13 protein-coding genes (1 of these 13 cut by a window edge) are annotated in these 19,798 nt (G+C 64.0%); 9 read left to right on the forward strand and 4 right to left on the reverse strand.

Annotated features, from left to right (window positions below):
- A protein-coding gene (locus tag AABB87_RS00090; protein WP_341969039.1) for a VCBS domain-containing protein crosses the window boundary here: on the forward strand, positions 1-9,022 show its final stretch. The gene continues 19,601 nt to the left of window position 1, outside the view; 9,022 of the gene's 28,623 nt are visible here — the last part of the coding sequence; the start codon falls outside the window, past its left edge; the stop codon is at positions 9,020-9,022.
- A gap of 116 nt (positions 9,023-9,138) precedes the next feature.
- Here the strand turns inward: AABB87_RS00090 and AABB87_RS00095 are convergent, their stop codons facing one another.
- Positions 9,139-9,276 carry a hypothetical protein gene (locus AABB87_RS00095; RefSeq protein ID WP_341969041.1) on the reverse strand — a complete coding sequence of 46 codons (138 nt, stop codon included), beginning with the start codon at positions 9,274-9,276 and terminating at the stop codon, positions 9,139-9,141.
- Between the two features lie 45 nt (positions 9,277-9,321).
- Between AABB87_RS00095 and AABB87_RS00100 the strand changes: the two genes are divergently transcribed.
- Positions 9,322-9,564: a DUF2061 domain-containing protein gene (locus AABB87_RS00100; protein ID WP_341969042.1), complete on the forward strand. Its 243-nt coding sequence runs from the start codon at positions 9,322-9,324 to the stop codon at positions 9,562-9,564.
- On the opposite strand, the gene AABB87_RS00105 is transcribed toward AABB87_RS00100, so the two are convergent.
- Positions 9,554-9,871 carry a YkgJ family cysteine cluster protein gene (locus AABB87_RS00105; RefSeq protein WP_058721381.1) on the reverse strand — a complete coding sequence of 106 codons (318 nt, stop codon included), beginning with the start codon at positions 9,869-9,871 and terminating at the stop codon, positions 9,554-9,556. The genes AABB87_RS00100 and AABB87_RS00105 overlap by 11 nt on opposite strands.
- A gap of 214 nt (positions 9,872-10,085) precedes the next feature.
- On the opposite strand from AABB87_RS00105, the gene mnmG reads away from it, so the two are divergent.
- From mnmG to AABB87_RS00125, 4 genes are all read left to right on the forward strand, one after another.
- Entirely contained in the window at positions 10,086-12,044 is a 1,959-nt protein-coding gene (gene mnmG / locus AABB87_RS00110; RefSeq protein WP_341969043.1) for a tRNA uridine-5-carboxymethylaminomethyl(34) synthesis enzyme MnmG, read from the forward strand.
- Position 12,045: 1 nt separating this feature from the next.
- Complete coding sequence (gene rsmG, locus AABB87_RS00115) at positions 12,046-12,732, forward strand: 16S rRNA (guanine(527)-N(7))-methyltransferase RsmG (RefSeq protein WP_445944823.1); 687 nt, start codon at positions 12,046-12,048, stop codon at positions 12,730-12,732.
- Between the two features lie 93 nt (positions 12,733-12,825).
- A complete protein-coding gene (locus AABB87_RS00120; protein ID WP_058721378.1) occupies positions 12,826-13,596 on the forward strand; it encodes a ParA family protein in 771 nt (256 codons plus the stop codon).
- Positions 13,597-14,370 (forward strand): GNAT family N-acetyltransferase, encoded by a 774-nt coding sequence (locus AABB87_RS00125; protein ID WP_341969047.1) that lies wholly within the window; start codon positions 13,597-13,599, stop codon positions 14,368-14,370. It begins immediately after the preceding gene.
- Between the two features lie 26 nt (positions 14,371-14,396).
- On the opposite strand, the gene AABB87_RS00130 is transcribed toward AABB87_RS00125, so the two are convergent.
- Together AABB87_RS00130 and argC are read right to left on the reverse strand one after the other, a co-directional pair.
- Positions 14,397-14,834 (reverse strand): GNAT family N-acetyltransferase, encoded by a 438-nt coding sequence (locus tag AABB87_RS00130; protein ID WP_341969048.1) that lies wholly within the window; start codon positions 14,832-14,834, stop codon positions 14,397-14,399.
- Positions 14,834-15,775 (reverse strand): N-acetyl-gamma-glutamyl-phosphate reductase, encoded by a 942-nt coding sequence (gene argC, locus AABB87_RS00135; RefSeq protein WP_341969049.1) that lies wholly within the window; start codon positions 15,773-15,775, stop codon positions 14,834-14,836. Before argC ends, AABB87_RS00130 begins: the two co-directional genes overlap by 1 nt.
- Positions 15,776-15,835: 60 nt before the next feature.
- Between argC and AABB87_RS00140 the strand changes: the two genes are divergently transcribed.
- The 3 genes from AABB87_RS00140 to AABB87_RS00150 all read left to right on the forward strand — a co-directional run bounded on the left by AABB87_RS00140 (position 15,836) and on the right by AABB87_RS00150 (position 19,723).
- On the forward strand, positions 15,836-16,402 hold the full coding sequence (locus tag AABB87_RS00140) for an RBBP9/YdeN family alpha/beta hydrolase (protein WP_341969051.1): 567 nt from the start codon (positions 15,836-15,838) through the stop codon (positions 16,400-16,402).
- Between the two features lie 16 nt (positions 16,403-16,418).
- Positions 16,419-17,327 carry a ParB/RepB/Spo0J family partition protein gene (locus AABB87_RS00145; protein WP_058721374.1) on the forward strand — a complete coding sequence of 303 codons (909 nt, stop codon included), beginning with the start codon at positions 16,419-16,421 and terminating at the stop codon, positions 17,325-17,327.
- Positions 17,328-17,800: 473 nt separating this feature from the next.
- A complete protein-coding gene (locus AABB87_RS00150; RefSeq protein WP_058721373.1) occupies positions 17,801-19,723 on the forward strand; it encodes a PrkA family serine protein kinase in 1,923 nt (640 codons plus the stop codon).
- Positions 19,724-19,798 lie beyond the last annotated feature (75 nt).

Here is a 19,798-nt window from a genome sequence, read left to right on the forward strand (position 1 = left end):
GACGGCCACAGGACCCAACGCGCGGATCGAGCTGCGGGCACAGGCCCAGGATGGTCAACATCGCGCGCTGATCGACCACATCGAGGTCGTCAACCATCCGCAGCTGGAGTCGCTGGTCAATCACGACATGCAACTGGGCCTCGGTCGTTATGTGGCACAGGTCGATACCGATGGCAGCGAAGCCTTCAGCTATCTGATCAAGGGCTTGCCAGTCGGCTTCACGCTGCGCGACGGCAGCCACAGCATCACGGTCTCGGCCGCCGATCAGGTGATCGATACGAAGGGCTGGCAACAGGATGCCCTGAGCTTGCAGGCGCCCAAGGACTTTGCCGGGACGCTGGACCTCAGAGTCGTCGGCCGCAGCGAAGAAGGCGCCACCCACCAGAGCGCCAGCTCCGCCGAGCAGCCGCTGCGCCTGAGCTTCGAGAAGCTTGGCACGGCGGAAGACACGCCGCTGACGCTGAGCGAAAGCAAGTTGCTGGCGCTGGCTGGCGCAATGCCGGGAGCAGGCGCGCATTTGAGCCTGAGTGATGTGCAGGTGGATGCAGCCTTCGGCCAGTTCAGCCACAACGCCGACGGCAGCTGGACCTTCACCCCGGCGGCCAACGTCAATGCCGACCAAGTGCCGTTCACGCTGACGGTGAGCGGCGGCGCGCAGCCGATCAGCAGTTCGCTGCAACTGAGCATCACGCCGGTGAATGACGCGCCGGTGCTCGCTGCGCAAACGCAGGCCGTGACCGAAGACGCAGCCGTGTTCATGGGCCATGTGCTGGCATCCGACCCTGACGCTGGCGACACCCTGGCCTTCAGCACCACGGCCACGGTGGACGGCTTCACGCTCAATGCCGACGGCAGTTACAGCTTTGACCCGGGACACGCCAGCTACCAGCATCTGGCGGCAGGCCAAACACAGGACGTGGTGATCCCCGTCACGGTCACCGACAGCGCCGGCCTGACCAGCACGCAGAACCTAACGATCACGGTGACCGGCACCGCCGATGCCGTCGTCATCAGCGGCGTGGATGTGGGCGTGGTGCAGGAAGACCTGGCGTCAACTACCAGCGGGCATCTGGTTGGCACCGGCGCGGCCGCGGAGTTTGTGCCGCTGACGCAACTCACCACGTTCGGCGAGTTTTCGATGATCGCTGACGGCGCCTGGATCTACTCGCTGGACGAGAGAAAGGCGGCGGTTCAAGCCTTGAAGACGGGCGAGACGGCCACCGACTCGGTCACCATCAGCCACACCGATGGCACGACCCACACCGTGACCATCACGGTCAGGGGCACGAACGATGCGCCGGTGCTGAGCGCCCAGACCCAGGCGGTCACGGAAGACGGCACGCAGCTGACGGGTCATCTGTCAGCCACCGATGCGGACGCGGGCGACACGCAGACCTTCAGCACCGCCAACGCGGTCGATGGCTTCACGCTCAATGCCGACGGCGGCTACAGCTTCGACCCCGGCCACGCCAGCTACCAACACCTGGCAGCTGGCCAGACGCAGGACTTGGTGATCCCCGTCACGGTGACCGACAGCACTGGCCTGAGCAGCACCCAGAACCTGACCATCACCGTCACCGGCAGCGATGACGGCCCGCTGGTCACGCACGCCACGGCGGCCACCGCGGCCGACCTGGGCGCCATCAATGAAGACGCACCACGCCTGTTCACCGAGGCTGAACTGCTGCAAGCCGCGGGCGCCAGCGATGTAGACGACGGCAGCAGCCTGCACATCATGGCCGGCTCGCTGAGCAGTGCCCACGGCACGTTCACCGGCGATGCCAGCCACGGCTTCACCTTTACCCCGGCCGCCAACTTCAGCGGCCAGGATGTGGACCTGCAGTTCAGCGTGACGGACGGTACCGTCAGCCGCGAAGCCCATGCCCAGCTGGACATCACGCCGGTGGCCGACACGCCCCTCTTCCACACCAACGCGGCGCAGACGGCTGGCTTCGACAAGACCAGCGTCGGCGGCGCTGGCTGGGCCATGCTGGACCCCAGCAGCGAGGGCTGGCAGTCCGGCAAAGCCGGGGGCGTGGAGGTCGGGCTGACAACCATCTACCAAGGCCACGACTCCAACAACCAGGTGGTCGATCTGACCGCCGGCTCGTCCAATGCCCTGTACCGCGAGATCCCGACCACGGCGGGCCAGCGCCTGCAATTCGGCTTCGACCTGAGTGCGCGACCCGGCTTCGCGGCGGCGGCGCTGGAGGTGGTGTGGGAAGGCAAGGTCATCGACACCCTCACGCCGACCGATGCCAGCTTCAATTTGCAGCACCACAGCTACGAGTTGCTGGCCAGCGGCGGCAATTCGCGGCTGGAGCTGCGGGCCACGGGCTCGGGCGATGCCCGCGCCATTCTTGACAATCTTGAGCTCAGCCCGCCGCCGCAACTCGCCCTGGTCAACCACGATTTGCGTCTGGGCCTGACCGGCATGGCCCAGCTAGTCGATACCGACGGCAGCGAGGCGCTGAGCTTCGTGGTCCGTGACCTGCCTGTGGGCTTCACGCTGACGGACGGCACGCACAGCGTCACGATCGGAACGGCTGGCCAGTTTGTTGAGACCAAGGGCTGGGACCAGGACGCCCTGGTGCTGCGCGCGCCCACGGACTTTGCCGGTGAACTCACCCTGAAGGTCTCGGCCTACGCGCTAGAGACTGCCACCCAGCAATGGTCCACGCCGGTTGAGCAGCCGCTGCGCGTGGCCTTCGAGCGCTTGGCCGTGGCCGAAGACACGCCGCAGCACTTCAGCGAAGACAAGCTGCTGGCCCTGGCCGGCCTGCAGGCCCCGGCCGGGCAGAGCTATGCCATCAGCGGCATCCAGGTGGACCCGGCCTTCGGCCAGTTCAGCCATGATGCCGATGGCCGCTGGACCTTCACGCCGGCGGCCAATGTGTCGGCCGATGCCGTGCCCTTCACGCTGACGGTCAGCGGCGGCGCGCAAGCCATCACGAGCACCTTGCCGCTGGCCATCACGCCGGTGGCGGATGCACCGGTGCGCGACGGCGGGCCCTCGATCGCCACCGATTTCAACAGCATCGATGTGGGGGCGGGCGGCTGGAAGTTGTCCGACCCGACCTCGCTGGGCTGGCACAGCTCTGAAGCCAGCGGTGTCGAAATCGGCCAGGAGCGGCTCTACGGCGGCAGCGGCAACAACCAGATCCTCAGCCTGACCGCGAGCTGGAGCAACAACATCTTCCGCGACCTGGCCACCCAGGCCGGTCAGAAGGTGCATGTGGGCTTTGATCTCTCGGCCCGCCCAGGCTTTGCGATGACGCCTGTCGAGGTCTTGTGGGAAGGCAAGGTGGTCGACACCATCAGCCCAACCGCCGGAACCTACGCCATGCAGCACCATGCCTACGATCTGGTGGCCACCGGCGGCAACTCGCGCCTGGAGTTCCGCGCCACGGGGCAAGGTGAGGCGCGCGCCCTCTTCGACAACATCCAGATCGGTACCCCCGACCACCTGACGCTGATCGATCAGGACATACTGCTCAAGCCCTACCTCGGCTACCAACTGGCGGACACCGATGGCAGCGAGACCCTGAGCTACACCATCCATGGCCTGCCGGTGGGCTTCACGTTGACGGACGGCACGCACAGCGTCACGGTCGCCACTGCCGGGCAGGTGATCGAGACCACAGGCTGGAACCAGGAGGCGCTGGCCCTGCGCGCGCCGCATGGCTTCCAGGGCGATACCAGCATTCAAGTGAGCGCCCGTGCCGAAGAAGGCAGCAATCATCAAAGCGCCAGCGCGGCGGACCTCACCCTGCATCTCAGCGGCGCACCTGTCAGCCATGCGGCGGTGATCGGCGGCGACACCGCCGCTACAGTGACGGAAGACCAGCAAGTCAATTCCCAGGGCAATCTGGAGCACTTTGGCAAGCTCAGCATCAATGACCCGGATGCGGGCCAGGCCCAGTTTGTTCCGCAAAACGCGGTGGTCGCCAAGTACGGCCACTACACCATCGATCAGACCGGCTTCTGGCTGTACGAAGCAGACAACAAGCTCGCGGCGATCCAGCAGCTCAAGACCGGCGAGCACCTGACCGACAGCTTCACGGTGCACAGTGCCGATGGCACCGCGCAGACCATCACCGTGACCATCCAGGGCCAGGACGATGCCCCGGCCTTCGTGCCCCATGCCGGCCCGACGCGCTCGGACGACGTCTACGCCCAGATCGCCCAAGTCTTGGGGACGCGGACCCATCAAAACTTCAAATACCTTGCCAGCATGATGCTGGCTGGTGCCGACACCTACCCATTCGAGCGGGCCCTGGTCGTCATCAAGAACGCGGGCGTTTCCTTCATTTCGCCCGATGGCAGCGTCGCGAAGGCCTTTGCTCCCCATGGCGGCACCCTGACCGAAGTCCCGATCAGCGAAATGATCGCCTGGCACGCCAAGGGCGCCGGTTATCAGGTGGTGTTCACCGACGCAAAAGCCAGTGAAGTGGGTGTCTACGCCTACAACAATGGCAACCCCGGCATGCTCTCGGGCCGCTATCCGTACACGGATTTTGTGCTTCACCCGGAACAACAAATCGCGACCCTCTATCCGGTCATGCACGACGCGGCCGCGGCCAGCGGTGGTGCTGCCGTGCAGGGCTCTGCGTTCATGCCGCCGGCGATAGCTCCCTTGCTGTTCGACGGCGGCCAGGCGCTGGAGGACAGCGGCCTGCTGGTCACAGGCTTCATCGAAGTCAAAGATGCCGACGCGCAGCAGTCCGCCATGCAGCCGCAAACCGGCACCGCCACGCACTACGGCCGCTTCAGCATCGACGTCAACGGCGACTGGATTTACCAACTCGACAACAGCCGCCCCGAAGTGCAAGAGCTGGGCGATGGCCAGACCCTGGTCGACACCATCACGGTGCACAGCGAGGACGGCACCGCGCATGAGGTGAATGTCACCATCCACGGCCAGAACGATGGCGCGGTGATTGCCGGCGCCGACAGCGGCACGGTCGTCGAGGATCATCACGTCACGGCGACCGGCAATATCGTGGCCAAGGGCTTGCTCACGGTGAGCGACGTCGACGCCGGGGAAGCCGCCTTTGTGGCGCAGAACGATGTGGCCACCCAGTACGGCCATTTCAGCCTGGCGGCCGATGGCCACTGGACTTACACGGTCGACAACAGTAGTGCGGCCGTCCAAGGTCTCCAGCCTGGTGGCACGCCCGGCGAGACCGCCGATGTGTCGCAGGTTCTCGCGCAGGCGCTGGCCCAGTCGAATGAAGCCGGTTTCAAGGCCGTGGCCGAAGCGCTCACGCAACAGCAACCAGGCGCTGCTGCCGGTGTGCTCGATCTGAGCATCCAAGGCGCGGCCATCGTACTCAGCGGCCCGGCTGGCACCACGCCGGTGGTCTATGCCATGGACGCGAACGGCCGCGCCAATATTGGCGTGGACGAGTTGCTGAGCTGGCTGCACCAGGGCAAGGGCTACGAGCTGCATCTGCAGGGCAATCAGAGCGATGTGCAGGTCTTTGTGCATGACAGGGGTGATGCGGGAGATTTGCATCCCCTGCCCCTGAGTGCAGCGGCGGATCTGAGCGACCCGGCCAGCGCCGCCCAGCACCTGGCGCTGAGCTGGCACACGCCGCCGGTGCCGGCCGAGCTGAGCGAGACCGTCACCGTGCGCAGCGTGGACGGTACCGAGCACACCATCAGCCTGAGCATCTTCGGCACGGCAGAGAACGCAGTCATTGCCGGGGTCGATACCGGCAGCGTGACCGAGGATGCCCATGTCACCGGCGCCGGGATGATCCAAGCCCATGGCAAGCTCACCGTGCAGGATCCCAATGCCGGCCAAGCCGCCTTCAGCTCGCTGCACCAGGTGGCCGGCCAGTACGGGCATCTGTCGCTAGAAGCTGACGGGCAATGGACCTACGCAGCCGACAACAACAGCGCGGCGCTGAACGCGCTGAACAAGGGCCAAACCGCGCTCGAGACCTTTGTGGTCAAGAGTGTGGACGGCACGGCGCACACCCTGAGCATCACGGTCAATGGCGCCGACGAAAAGCCCGATCTTTGGCCGGAGATCGCCCGAAACCTGATGGCCCAGAGCGGCGGGGACACGCGCGGCTATCACGTGATCGCCGAACGGGTGGCCGCAGGTGACTCGAACGGCTTGCGTGATGTGGTCATGAATGTGTACGACGGCAAGCCCACCGTGGTCGATGCTGCCGGCCATGTGCTGCACACCTTTGATAGGTACAGCAAGTTCTTCGGCTACTACGTGCCGATGAACGAGTTGGCCGACCAGCTCAAGGCCCATCCGGGCGCCATGCTGGTGCTGCAAGGCAGTGTTGGCGGCAACGCCAACTACTACTTCCACGATGCGAGCAACGAGATGTTGCTGAACTTCAATGGCGCCTACAGCTACCAGCCAGACAAGCGCCCGATAGGCGGCCTGCCCATCAACGGCATCCCGCATCCGAATGCCGGTGCCGCGACGCACAGCAACACGGCCGCCCAGCTCGGCGGCGCCGACAGCGGCAGCGTGTTGGCCGACGGCGACGCTTTGCTGCAAACGCAAGGGCACCTCACGGTGCTGGACGCCGACGGCGGCCAAGCCCACTTCGCCGTCCAGCGCGATGCCCAGGGGCACTATGGCAAGTTCAGCATCGACGCCCAAGGCAGCTGGCATTACCAGGCCGATGGGCACGCGCCGGCGCTCAGCCAGCTCGTCGCCGGTCAGCAACTGAGCGAAACCTTTACGGTGCATAGCGCCGATGGCACTGCACACACCATCACGGTGCAATTGTTTGGCGACAACGCTTCAGCGGCGGTGATTACCGGTGCTGATACTGCCTCGCTGAGCGAAGACCAGGCTGTGCAAGCTGGACAGCTGCAGGCCTCAGGCCAGCTCAACATCACGGACAGCAATGTCGGACAGGATCATTTCCTCGCCCAGAGCGATGTAGCGGGCAGCGCCGGGCTGGGGCATTTCAGTCTGGATGCCAGCGGCGCCTGGAGCTACAGCGTTGACAACAGCAAGCCGGAAGTCCAGCAGCTCAAGGCGGGCGAGACGGTGACGGACACGTTGACCGTCAGCAGTGCTGACGGCACCACGCACCAGATCACCGTGACGCTCAGCGGCAGCAACGATGCAGCGGTGATCACCGGCACCGACAGCGGCACGGTCAGCGAAGACGGCGTCCTCAGCGCCTCCGGCAAGCTCAGCGTCACGGATGTGGACAGCGGCCAAGCCAGCTTCACCGCGCAGCAACAGGCGGCGGCGCACGGCAGCTTCACGCTGACGACCAGCGGCGACTGGACTTACACGCTGGACAACCACAGCGCCGCCGTCCAGGCACTGAAGGACGGTGAAAGCCTGAGCGACAGCATCACCGTGCGCAGCGTGGATGGCAGCAGCCATGTCGTCACCGTGCTCATCAACGGTGCCAACGACGCGCCGGTCTTGCAAGCGCAGAGCCAGTCCGTAACCGAAGACGGCAGCGTCCTGCACGGACAGTTACAGGCCAGCGATGCCGACCACGGCGAGCACCTGCAGTTCAGCACCAGTGCCCAGGTCAGCGGCTTCAGCCTGAATGCCGACGGCAGTTATGCCTTCGACCCGGGGCATGCCGACTACCAAAGCCTTGGCGCTGGGCAGCAGCGCGATATCTCCATTCCCGTGCTCGTCAGCGACGCCAGCGGCGCTCATGCGGCGCAGTTCCTCACTCTGCACATCAGCGGCCGTGACGACGGCGCGGTGATCAGCGGTGTCGATACCGGCCATGTGCAGGTAGGCGCGCAAATGCAGGCCGATGGCCAGTTGCAGATCAGCGATGCCGATGCCGGGCAGGCGGGCTTCCAGGCCGGTCGGCTTGCGGGCAGTTTCGGCAGTCTGTCGATTGATGCCCAGGGTCATTGGCAGTATCAGCTCAATAGCAGCGATTCGTTTGTGCAGCAGTTGCTGCCGCATTCCAGTCTGACGGACCAACTGAGCGTGCACAGTCTGGACGGCACGACTCACAACATTGATGTGCAGATCAGCGGCCCGGTGGCGGTGCAACAGCCGCCGATCTATCAGCCACCCGTTCAGCAGCCGGTGGCGGCGCAGGGGCACGATGCTTACGCCAACATCCTGGCCGCCGTGCGTGCCGGCGGCTACCAGTACCAGGCGATTGCCGATGCGCTGGAGCACGGAGACCGCGCGCCCATGGCGAATGTGGAGCTGGCCATAAGCGGCTCGCATGTGCAGATCGTCGATGCCGCCGGGCATGTGGTGCAGAGCTACGGGCCAGTGACCGCCGACTGGGCCGCCACCGTGCCCATGGCCGATTTGATGCTCTGGCATGCGCAAGGGCACAGCATCATCGTCAACAACGACAGCGGCATGAGCAGCACCCACGTCTGGCTGCATAACGCCGGCGATATGCACAACCTCCACGTCAATGTGGGCGGCATCGGCTTCAACGGCTGGGTGGGTGAATACTCGCTGGGCGAGCTGGCCATCCCTGCTCCGCTGCCGCCAGCACCACCGGTGGCTGCTGCGCCGCCCATCGCTGAACTCAGCGACGCCCCGGACGCGCAGGACTTTGACCTCGCCAGCTCGGTCCTCCTCGGTGCAGCGCCTGCCCACAGTTTGACGGATGGCCACAGTGGCGGCACGCACCCAGGGTTGCCCGACACAGCCGCCCATCCGCCAAGCCTTGCGGAACCGGCCACCGCCGCTTTGCCCCCAAGCCCATCGGCGCTGGACGCCTATCTGCACTTTGCCGCACCCATCCATGAGGTGGGCGTTGATGCTGGCCATGGCGCCGCCAGCAATGACGCGCAGCATTTGGCGGGCTCACCGGTCCACGACTATCTGCTCGCGGCAGGCCTGGATCTGAGTGCGCTGTCGCATGAGCCTGCCCATTTGCCACCAACGGAGCAACTCATCGGGGCCTTCCACCACGCTGATGACAGCCACACCAGCCCGGACACCGTACACGGTGAAGGCCTGCACGATGCCCTTCTGGTGGACCTGCCGGAGCCGACGCATCAGGAGGATCCTCAGCACCACGGGATCTGACTTCCTGCGATTGCGCCCCATCAAGCGCTCAAGAGAAGAGCAGCGCCTGAGTTCAGGCCAAGCCTATAAATACCCCGCCCGCGTGCGCCGCCTTGTTGCTGCCACTGGGCGGGGGATCAAATCCGCACACAGTAAATCACCGGCAGAACGTCGGTTTTGTTGGTTTGAGCAATGGCGGCAAGCTGAAGTGCAGCCGCGGCTATCGCCGCCATCAGCAGAGTCAAATGGACGCAGCGCTCCTCGGCCGTTAGCATTTAGCTATTCATAGATCAAATGCAATAGCGTCAGGAGTTTTCACCATGGCCAAAACCGCGACCTTTGGTGTGCTGCACCTCGGCACCTCTTTCGGCGTCACTTTCACACTGACGGGCAATGTGGCGGTAGCTGGAGCGGTGACTTTTATCGAGCCCTTGGTGAACACCGTGATGCACCACTTTTTCGACAAGTACTGGGAGCACCCTCGCCTGCGCGCCCTGCGCCAAGCCATGAGCCGCCGCAGCCCAGCGGCGCCAGCGGCACCAGCAGCGCCGCTCAGCGCTTGATCTTGGTGTTGGCGTTTGGGCTGTCGGGCAGCGGCAAGGTGGCGGGTGCCGTTTGCTGCTCCATCCAGCCCAGCCAGCGCATCGCTTGTTCGCGGTTTTCACCGCACATCAATTCCTCCGGCTGCAAAGAGCCGCACACGGCAGGCCGCTCGGGCTGACCGAAGATCTTGCAGCGGTCTTGTTCGTCCAGCTGAATGCAGCGCACGCCGGCGGGTTTGGACACCCCAGCTATCACCGGCATGCCCGGGATGGGGGAGCTGATCGACGGGGCGATGCAGCAAGCGGCGCAGTGTTCTCGACATTTCATGGCGATATTGTCGACGCAAGCCCGAAATGCCCGTGCGGCCTGGCCCGCAGACGGTGACTTATCCACACCCTCCCCGTAAAATTCGGGGTTTGCCCGCGCAGCATTTCTTGCGCCGCTGATTCGGCCTGGTATCTGGCAAAACGCCATCCGCCACCGAGCACATCACCGGGATCATCGCATCTGGGCCTCAACCGAAGCTGCACACACCACTCCCATGCTTTACCCCAAGGAATTCGACGTCATCGTCGTCGGCGGCGGACATGCCGGCACCGAGGCTGCCCTGGCTGCCGCCCGCATGGGCTGCGCCACGCTGCTGTTGACCCACAACATCGAGACCCTGGGGCAGATGAGCTGCAACCCCTCGATCGGTGGCATCGGCAAAGGCCATCTGGTCAAAGAGGTGGACGCCCTGGGCGGTGCGATGGCCGCAGCCACCGACGAAAGCGGCATCCAGTTCCGCATCCTCAACGGCTCCAAGGGTCCGGCCGTGCGCGCCACCCGCGCCCAAGCCGACCGGGTTTTGTACAAAGCCGCCATCCGCCACCGCCTGGAGAACCAACCCAATCTGTGGCTGTTCCAGCAAGCGGTGGACGATTTGATGGTGGAGTCGGACGGCGTGAGCGAACGCGTCGTTGGCGCCGTCACGCAAATGGGTTTGCAGTTCCGCGCCCGCACGGTGGTGCTGACCGCCGGCACTTTTCTCGACGGCCGCATCCACGTCGGCCTGGAAAACTACCAAGCCGGCCGCGCCGGTGATCCGCCGGCCATCAGTCTCTCGGCTCGGCTGAAAGAATTGAAGCTGCCGCAAGGCCGCCTGAAGACCGGCACACCGCCGCGCATCGACGGCCGCAGCATCGACTTCTCTAAGTGCGAAGAGCAAGGCGGCGACCTGAACCCGCTGCCGGTGTTCAGCTTCATGGGCTCGGCCGATCAGCATCCGCGCCAAGTGCCCTGCTGGATCACCCACACCTCGGCCCGCACGCACGAAATCATCCGCTCCGGCTTTGACCGCAGCCCCATGTTCACCGGCGTCATCGAAGGCGTGGGCCCGCGCTATTGCCCCAGCATCGAAGACAAGGTGAACCGCTTTGCCGACAAGGACAGCCACCAGATCTTTCTGGAACCCGAGGGCCTGACGACCCACGAGTACTACCCCAACGGCATTTCCACCTCCCTGCCCTTCGACATCCAACTGGCCGCCGTGCGCTCTATTCCCGGCCTGGAGAACGCCCACATCCTGCGCCCCGGCTATGCCATCGAGTACGACTACTTCGACCCGCGTGAGCTGAAGTCCTCTTTCGAAACCCGCGCCATCCGCGGCTTGTTCTTCGCCGGGCAGATCAACGGCACGACCGGCTACGAAGAAGCCGCCGCCCAAGGTCTGTTCGCCGGCCTTAATGCAGCCCTGCAAGTGCAAGGTCGCGACAGCTGGTTGCCCGGCCGCGACCAAGCCTATCTGGGCGTGTTGGTAGACGACCTGATCACCAAGGGCGTGACCGAGCCCTATCGCATGTTCACCAGCCGGGCCGAGTTCCGCCTGCAGCTGCGCGAAGACAACGCCGATATGCGCCTGACCGAAATGGGCCGCGAACTGGGCTTGGTGGACGATGCCCGCTGGGCGTCCTTCAACCGCAAGCGCGACGCTGTTTCACGTGAAACAGAAAAGCTCAAATCCACCTGGGTGCACCCCAACATCCTGCCCGCCACCGATGCGGAGCGCCTGGTCGGCAAAGCGCTGGAGCGTGAGTACAACCTGATCGATCTGCTGCGCCGGCCCGGCGTGGTCTACGACACAGTAGCTGAGGTGGCTGCAATTGCCCGCCCGGAGTCTGCTGTTTCACGTGAAACACTGAATGCCGATTTGGGCAAGACCATGGCCGACGCGGTGATCGAGCAGATCGAAACCACCGTCAAATACGCCGGCTACATCAACAAGCAGACCGAAGACGTGGCCCGTGCCTCGCACTACGAGAACCTGCGCCTGCCGCCTGAGCTGGACTATTCCCAGGTCACCGCCCTCTCCTTCGAGGCACGCCAGAAGCTGGGCAAGCACCAGCCCGAAACCTTGGGTCAGGCCTCTCGCATCTCCGGCGTCACGCCGGCCACCATTTCCCTGCTGCTGGTCTACCTGAAGAAAAAGCGCTTCGCGGGCTTTACCGAAACAGCCGCCTGACATCCTTATGACGACATCCAATCCTCTGCGCGCCCCACTGGCCGCTGCCGCCGAAACGCTGAAGCTCAATCTCAGCGAGTCTCAGCTCGACCAGCTGCTGGCCTATCTGGACATGATTGCCAAGTGGAACAAGGTCTACAACCTGACCGCCGTGCGCGACCCCCAGGCCATGCTGACCCAGCATCTGGTGGATAGCCTGAGCCTCTTACCGGCCCTGCGCCGGTATTCCAATGATTCGGTGCTGCGCCGCGATGCCGCCGGCCAGCCTTTGCGCCTGATGGATGTGGGCAGCGGTGGTGGCTTACCCGGCGTGGTGGTTGCCATTTGCGAGCCCAGCATCGACGTGACTTGTGTGGACGCCGTGGCCAAGAAGGCCAGCTTCATCAAGCAAGTGGCCGCCGAGCTGCGCCTGCCCAATCTGCATGGCGAGCATTCCCGCGTGGAGCAATTGAAGGCACCCGCCTTCGACCTGATCACCTCCCGCGCCTTTGCTTCGCTGCTGGACTTCACCACCCTCACCCGCCAACACCTCAAGCCTGATGCCATCTGGCTGGCGATGAAGGGCCAACACCCGACCGAGGAATTGGCCGAGCTGAGCGCGGACCTGGATGTGTTTCACGTGGAACAACTGCAGGTCCCAGGCCTGGACGCCCAGCGCTGCCTGATCTGGATTCGCCCCAAAGCCTGACTTTTTGATGTGCAAGAGGCCGGCGAAGCAGCCAAGCCTTTAGCAATCGATCAAACAGCCGCTAATATTCCGCACCACCCAAAAATAGAATCCATGGCCAAAATTTTCTGCGTTGCCAATCAAAAAGGCGGAGTCGGCAAAACCACCACGACCGTGAATCTGGCCGCCGGCTTGGCCAAGGTCGGCCAACGCGTCTTGGTCGTGGACCTGGACCCGCAGGGCAATGCCACCATGGGTTCGGGCATCGACAAGCGCGCCATGGAGCTGAGCGTCTACGACGTGCTGCTGGAATCCTCCACTGTGGCCGAGGCCAAGCAAGTCAGCGAAAAAGCCGGTTACCACGTGCTGGGCGCCAACCGTGAGCTGGCCGGTGCCGAGGTGGAACTGGTGACGCTAGAGCGCCGAGAGCGCCGCCTGAAAGCCGCGCTGGCCGCCGCCGACCAGGACTACGACTTCATCCTGATCGACTGCCCGCCCTCGCTGTCCATGCTCACCCTCAACGGCCTGTGCTGCGCCAACGGCGTGATCGTGCCCATGCAGTGCGAGTACTTTGCGCTGGAAGGCTTGTCCGATCTGGTCAACACCATCAAGCAGGTGCACGCCAACCTGAACGCCGACCTGCAAATCATCGGCTTGCTGCGCGTCATGTTCGACCCCCGCATCACCTTGCAGAACCAGGTCAGCGACCAGCTCAAGGGCCACTTCGGCGACAAGGTCTTCGACACCGTGATCCCACGCAATGTGCGCCTGGCCGAAGCCCCCAGCTACGGCCTGCCCGGCGTGGTGTTCGACCCCAGCTCCAAAGGCGCGCAAGCCTTTGTCGAGTTCGCACGCGAGATGGTGCGCCGCATCGAGACCATGTGAATGGTGGACCCAGCCCTCGCCCACCGCGCCGAAACCGCTGGCCTGAACGCCAGCGCGCCCCCGCAACAAGGTGAGGTCGAAGGCTGGCTGATCCGCCTCTCCCCCGGCAAGGCCAAGCGCTCCCGCTGCATCAATGCCCTGGCCGCCGGCCAGCTACCGCTGGACGATTTGCTGGCCCGCTGCCAAAGCAGCTTTGACAAAGCCGGCCTGCCCCTGATCGTGCGCCTCACCCCATTCAGCCAACCGGCCGATCTGGATGCGCAACTGGCCGCCAAAGGCTGGCCTGCTTTCGATGCCGCCGATGTGATGGTGCTGGCCGATCTGCAGGCCTTTGCCAGCCCGCCGGCCCTGCCCCAGGGTCAGGTCTTGCTCGCCGTTGAAAACAGCCGATATGCCGAGATCGTCGGCGCCCTGCGCGGCTCCTCAGCGCGCGCCATTGCCGCCCATGCCGAACGCATGGCGGCCTCCAGCGTGCCCTATCAAGGCTTTGTGCTGCAAAGTGCCGCCAGTCAATTGCTGGCCTGCGGCCAACTGGCGCAGGAAGGGCAAATAACGGGGATTTACGACGTTTTCACGCCAGAGGAATACCGTGGCAAGGGTCATGGCCAAACGCTCTGCACTGCCCTGCTGGCGCAAGCCCAAAGCCAGGGTGCGCGGGAAGCCTATCTGCAGGTCGGCTCAGACAACCCGGTGGCCCAGCGCCTCTACGCCCGACTCGGTTTTGAGTTCGCTTACCGCTACCACTACCGCAGCCCACATGGCGTGGTCGACTGAGCCGGCAAGCTCAGCAACTCACCAGCTCAGGCGCGCGACGCCCAACACTTCAGCAAGGTATGGCGAGTGAAGCCCGGCACAAAATCATGCAGATGAGCGATGCAGGCATAGCCCCTGCGCTCATACAGCTCGGCCACATCGTCCAGCAGGGTTTCGATCAGCGCGTCGACACAGCCCCGCTTCAAGGCCTGGGCCTCGATCTGGCGCAGTAGCTCGCTGCCCAGACCCTGGCCGCGTGCATCCGGGCGCACCCACAGATAGCTCACGTAAAGGCGCTGGAACTCGGTGCGGCCGTAGGCGCCGGCCAGCAAGACGCCACCCTCGTAAAGGGCGCAGGCGATGTCTTGCTCATCGCTGCCCTGGGCTTGCTGGCGGCCATGCAGGATCACGGCGTCGCGGATGGCCGCCCGATCCGCGTCGGGCACCGCTGCGTCACGCAGCCAGGCCCGCTCGCTCATCATCATCAAAGACCCAGGCCTTCGTCCAAGCCCAGGTGCACATTCATGGCCTGCACGGCAGCGCCGCTGGCGCCCTTGCCCAGATTGTCCAAGCGGGCCATCACCAGGATTTGCGTGTCGCTACCGAACACGCACAGATCAACCCGGTTGGTGTCGTTGCAGGCCTGCACGTCGAAGAAGCCTTCGGCCAAGGTGTCTGCATCGCGCAGCGGCAGCACGCGGATGAAACGCTCGCCTTCGTAATGCGCAGCCAAGGCTTCGCGCACCTGCTCGGGCGTGGTGCCGGCACGCAGCTGGCTCAAGTGCAGGGGCACGGTCACGGCCAGGCCCTTGTAGAAGTTGCCGACGATGGGCATGAAAACGGGCGCCGTGCGCAGACCCGTGTGCGCCATCATCTCGGGCAGATGCTTGTGCGCCAGACCCAAGGCGTAGGGGCGCGGCGAGTGCAGCTTGGCATTGCCGCCTGCCTCGTACTCGGCAATCATGGACTTGCCGCCGCCCGAGTAGCCGGTGATGGAGGTGGCCGACACCAGCGCGTCGGCGCTCAGCAACTGAGCATCCACCAGCGGGCGCAAGGCCAGAATGAAGGCGCTGGCATGGCAGCCGGGGTTGGCAATGCGCTTGGCTTGGCGAATCTTGTCGCGCTGACCGGCTGCCAACTCGGGCAGACCAAAAGCCCAGCCCGCGACCGTGCGATGCGCGGTGCTGGCGTCGATCAAGCAGGTGTTGGGATTGGTGATCATGGCAGCGGCTTCACGTGAAGCCGCGTCGGGCAGACACAGGAACGACACATCCGAGGCGTTCAAAAGGCGCGCGCGCTCGGCCGCGTCCTTGCGCTTGTCAGCGTCAATGCGCAGCACTTCCACATCGCTGCGGGCCGCCAAATACTCGTTGATACGCAGGCCCGTCGTGCCCTCTTGCCCGTCCACAAACACCTTGAAAGTCATTGCTACTTCTCCCGCACAATCGGCGCCAATTGAATCCAACCCGAAGCATAAAGCCTAGCCATGAAACCCACGCCTGTTTACCTCCTTCCCGGCTGGCTCAACTCCGACCCCGCGCATTGGCAAAGCCGCTGGGAACACGAGCTTGAAGGCCATATCCGCATCGAGCAAAGCGACTGGGACTGGCCGCGCCGCGGCGACTGGATGGCGCGCCTGGACGAAGTGCTGCTGAACGACGCCCGCCTGCAGCAAACCCCGGCCGTGCTGGTGGCGCACAGCCTGGGCTGCCAGTTAGTGGCCAGCTGGGCCGAGCATTCGCAACACCGCGCCCTGGTGGGCGCCGCCCTGTTGGTGGCGCCGCCCGACACCGAGCGCGCTGACATGCCGCCGCAGCTGCACAACTGGCGCCCGATACGTCGCACACGCCTGCCCTTCCCCAGCATTGCCGTGGTCAGCAGCGACGATCCCTTTTGCGCGCCTGAACGCGCCGCGCAGATGGCGGCCGACTGGGGCGCCGAACTGGTGCTGGCCGGCCCGCACGGCCACCTCAACACCGCCTCAAACCTTGGCGACTGGCCCGAGGGTCAGGTCTTGCTGCAAGACCTGTTGGCGCGCCTGCGCAGCGAGTAAGAGACAATCCACCGCTATGGTCACAAAAAAACCCAAAGGCCTTGGCATGGGCCTGGAAGCCTTGCTTGGCCCCAAAGTCAGCGAAACACCCGCCACCACCCGCGACGGTGAACCCAGCACACTGAGGCTGGAACAAATGCAGGCCGGCAAATACCAGCCGCGCACCCGCATGGACGAAGGCTCGCTGTACGAGCTGGCCGAGAGCATCAAGGCGCAAGGCATCATGCAGCCGATCTTGGTGCGCCCGATCACGCCGGACGGCGCGATCCGCTTCGAGATCATCGCCGGTGAGCGCCGCTTCCGCGCCGCCAAGCTGGCCGGTCTGCGCGAAGTGCCGGTGCTGGTCAAAGCCGTGCCGGACGAAGCTGCGGCGGCCATGGCCTTGATCGAGAACATCCAGCGCGAAGACCTCAACCCGCTGGAAGAGGCGCAAGGCCTGAAGCGCCTGACCGAAGAGTTCGGGCTCACCCATGAACTCGCTGCCCAGGCCGTGGGCCGCTCGCGCAGCGCCGCCAGCAATCTCTTGCGTCTGCTGCAGTTGGTGGAGCCGGTACAGAACATGCTGATGGCCGGAGACATCGACATGGGCCACGCCCGCGCCCTGCTGCCGCTGGACGGTGCGCACCAGATCACCTGCGCCACCGAGATTGCCGCTAAAAAGCTCAGCGTGCGCGAAGCCGAAAAGCTGGTCTCGCGCCAAGGCGCCGGCCGCCAGACCCCGCTGCTGCGCGTCAAGAGCGACAAGAGCCGTGATGTTCTGCGCCTGGAAGAAGAGTTGTCGGACCTGCTCGCCGCAGTCGTTGAAGTGCGGGTGAAAAAGCGCACCAAGCGCGGCGAACAAGGGGAGCTGTCAATTCAGTTCGCCTCCCTGGACGAGTTGAACGGCCTGATCGACAAACTGCGCGGCACACAGCAAAATCGCTGAAGCACCCACTCCGCCCTAACGCCAAAAAGCCGTGACACATTGCACGGCTTTTTCGTTTGTGGGGCGGGTCACATCGGCAGGCCGTGCCGGTCTGATCAAGAATAAATTAAGTTCATTCAAAACCACAGCAAGCAAGCGGCTTTGCACAGGTGCACAATCAGTTCCAAGCGGCCAGCAAGCCCTGTCAACGGCAAGCCCTCTTGACCAGTTAAAGCATCAGGAAGACCCAGTTTTTCAGGCCTTTGTCGGCCGGTACAAAGTTCAAGCTTTCAACCAGGACGAAACAAAACTTACTGTTGCTCAGACACCTATTCAAGTGCCCGTCAGCGGCTTCGGATTCAGCTAAGCTGAAACCAGGAAAGCTCTGATGACGCCCTCTGCAATGCGCCAGAGGACGCCATCAGATCTTCCCAGACGATGCCAGATGCGTGCCCTGTATCTGTGTAGCGCCAGGGACCTTACAGGAGGTCAGCATGGACGTGATCAGCAGTTTTGCCGCGCGCTACGAGCGCACCCGGGTTGAGGAACTCTCGCTGGAAGACTACCTTGCCGAGTGCAAGCGCAGCCCTCTGGCCTACGCCACCGCCGCCGAGCGCATGCTGCAGGCCATCGGTGAGCCGCAGATGATAGACACGCGCAACGACACCCGGCTGTCGCGCCTATTCGCCAACAAGACCATCAAGATCTACCCCGCTTTCGCGGAGTTCTACGGCCTCGAAGAAGCCATCGAACAAGTGGTGAGCTACTTCCGCCATGCCGCCCAAGGGCTGGAAGAAAAGAAGCAAATCCTCTATTTGCTTGGCCCGGTGGGGGGTGGCAAGAGCTCCATCGCCGAGCGGCTCAAGCAACTGATGGAGCAGGTGCCCTTCTATGCCTTGGCCGGCTCACCGGTGAACGAAAGCCCGCTGGGCCTGTTCGACCCGGCCGAGGACGGCCCCCTGCTGGAGCAGGAATACGGCATCCCGCGCCGCTACCTGAACCGCATACTCAGCCCCTGGGCGGTCAAGCGCCTGGAAGAGTTTGGTGGCGACATCCGCCGCTTCAAAGTGGTCAAGCGCTACCCCAGCGTGCTCAAGCAAGTGGGCGTGGCCAAGACCGAGCCGGGGGATGAGAACAACCAGGATATTTCCTCCCTGGTCGGCAAGGTGGATATCCGCAAGCTCGAGACCTTCTCGCAAGACGACCCCGATGCCTACAGCTATTCCGGCGGCCTGTGCCTGGCCAACCAGGGCTTGCTGGAGTTTGTAGAAATGTTCAAAGCGCCGATCAAGGTGCTGCACCCCTTGCTGACCGCCACGCAAGAAGGCAACTACAAGGGCACGGAGGGCTTTGGCGCGATCCCCTTCGATGGCATCGTGCTGGCCCACAGCAATGAGAGCGAGTGGAAGACCTTCCGCAATAACAAGAACAACGAAGCCTTCCTGGACCGCATCTACATCGTCAAGGTACCGTACTGCCTGCGCGTTAGCGAAGAGGTAAAGATCTACGAGAAGCTGATCCGTGGCAGCTCGCTGGCCGAGGCCAAATGCGCCCCGGGCACGCTCAAGATCATGAGTCAGTTCGCCATCCTGACTCGGCTGAAGGAGCCCGAAAACTCCTCGCTGTATTCCAAGATGCAGGTCTATGACGGCGAGAACCTCAAAGACACCGACCCGCGTGCCAAGAGCTATCAGGAATACCGAGACTACGCCGGTGTGGACGAGGGCATGAGCGGCATCTCGACCCGCTTCGCCTACAAGATCTTGTCCAAGGTCTTCAACTTCGACAGCGCCGAGGTAGCCGCCAATCCGGTGCACCTGATGTATGTGCTGGAGCAGCAGATCGAGCGCGAGCAGTTCCCCGCCGACATCGAGCAGAAGTACATCGGCTTCATCAAGGAATCGATCTCGCCGCGCTACGCTGAGTTCATCGGCAAAGAGATCCAGACCGCTTATCTGGAAAGTTACTCCGAGTACGGCCAGAACATCTTCGACCGCTACGTCACCTACGCGGACTACTGGATTCAGGACCAGGAATACCGCGACACCGACACCGGCGAGGTGTTCGACCGCGTGGCGCTGAATGCCGAGCTGGAGAAGATCGAAAAGCCCGCCGGCATCAGCAACCCGAAAGACTTCCGCAACGAGATCGTCAACTTCGTGCTGCGTGCGCGCGCCAACAACGCCGGCAAGAACCCGGCCTGGACCAGTTACGAAAAGCTGCGCACGGTGATCGAGAAGAAGATGTTCTCCAACACCGAGGAGTTGCTGCCGGTGATCAGCTTCAATGCCAAGGCCAGCGCGGACGAGGCCAAGAAGCACGAGGACTTCGTCAACCGCATGGTCGGCAAGGGCTACACGGCCAAGCAGGTCAGGCTCTTGTGCGAGTGGTATCTGCGCGTGCGCAAAAGCTCATGACAACCCCTCGTCCGATGAGTACATCGGCCGGTCCCCCGAGGGGACGCGGGCCGGCTTGGGGCGGCCCGGCGCTCG

It is taken from the genome of Roseateles sp. PN1 (assembly GCF_038419725.1).
Classification (GTDB): Bacteria; Pseudomonadota; Gammaproteobacteria; order Burkholderiales; family Burkholderiaceae_C; genus Paucibacter_A.

Bases quoted from the DNA above. Each gene is read 5' to 3' on its own strand.
- AABB87_RS00095 (WP_341969041.1), bottom strand. From the start codon at position 9,276: ATGCTAACGGCCGAGGAGCGCTGCGTCCATTTGACTCTGCTGATGGCG.
- AABB87_RS00100 (WP_341969042.1), top strand. From the start codon at position 9,322: ATGGCCAAAACCGCGACCTTTGGTGTGCTGCACCTCGGCACCTCTTTC.
- AABB87_RS00105 (WP_058721381.1), bottom strand. From the start codon at position 9,871: ATGAAATGTCGAGAACACTGCGCCGCTTGCTGCATCGCCCCGTCGATC.
- mnmG (WP_341969043.1), top strand. From the start codon at position 10,086: ATGCTTTACCCCAAGGAATTCGACGTCATCGTCGTCGGCGGCGGACAT.
- AABB87_RS00120 (WP_058721378.1), top strand. From the start codon at position 12,826: ATGGCCAAAATTTTCTGCGTTGCCAATCAAAAAGGCGGAGTCGGCAAA.
- AABB87_RS00125 (WP_341969047.1), top strand. From the start codon at position 13,597: ATGGTGGACCCAGCCCTCGCCCACCGCGCCGAAACCGCTGGCCTGAAC.
- AABB87_RS00130 (WP_341969048.1), bottom strand. From the start codon at position 14,834: ATGATGATGAGCGAGCGGGCCTGGCTGCGTGACGCAGCGGTGCCCGAC.
- argC (WP_341969049.1), bottom strand. From the start codon at position 15,775: ATGACTTTCAAGGTGTTTGTGGACGGGCAAGAGGGCACGACGGGCCTG.
- AABB87_RS00140 (WP_341969051.1), top strand. From the start codon at position 15,836: ATGAAACCCACGCCTGTTTACCTCCTTCCCGGCTGGCTCAACTCCGAC.
- AABB87_RS00145 (WP_058721374.1), top strand. From the start codon at position 16,419: ATGGTCACAAAAAAACCCAAAGGCCTTGGCATGGGCCTGGAAGCCTTG.
- AABB87_RS00150 (WP_058721373.1), top strand. From the start codon at position 17,801: ATGGACGTGATCAGCAGTTTTGCCGCGCGCTACGAGCGCACCCGGGTT.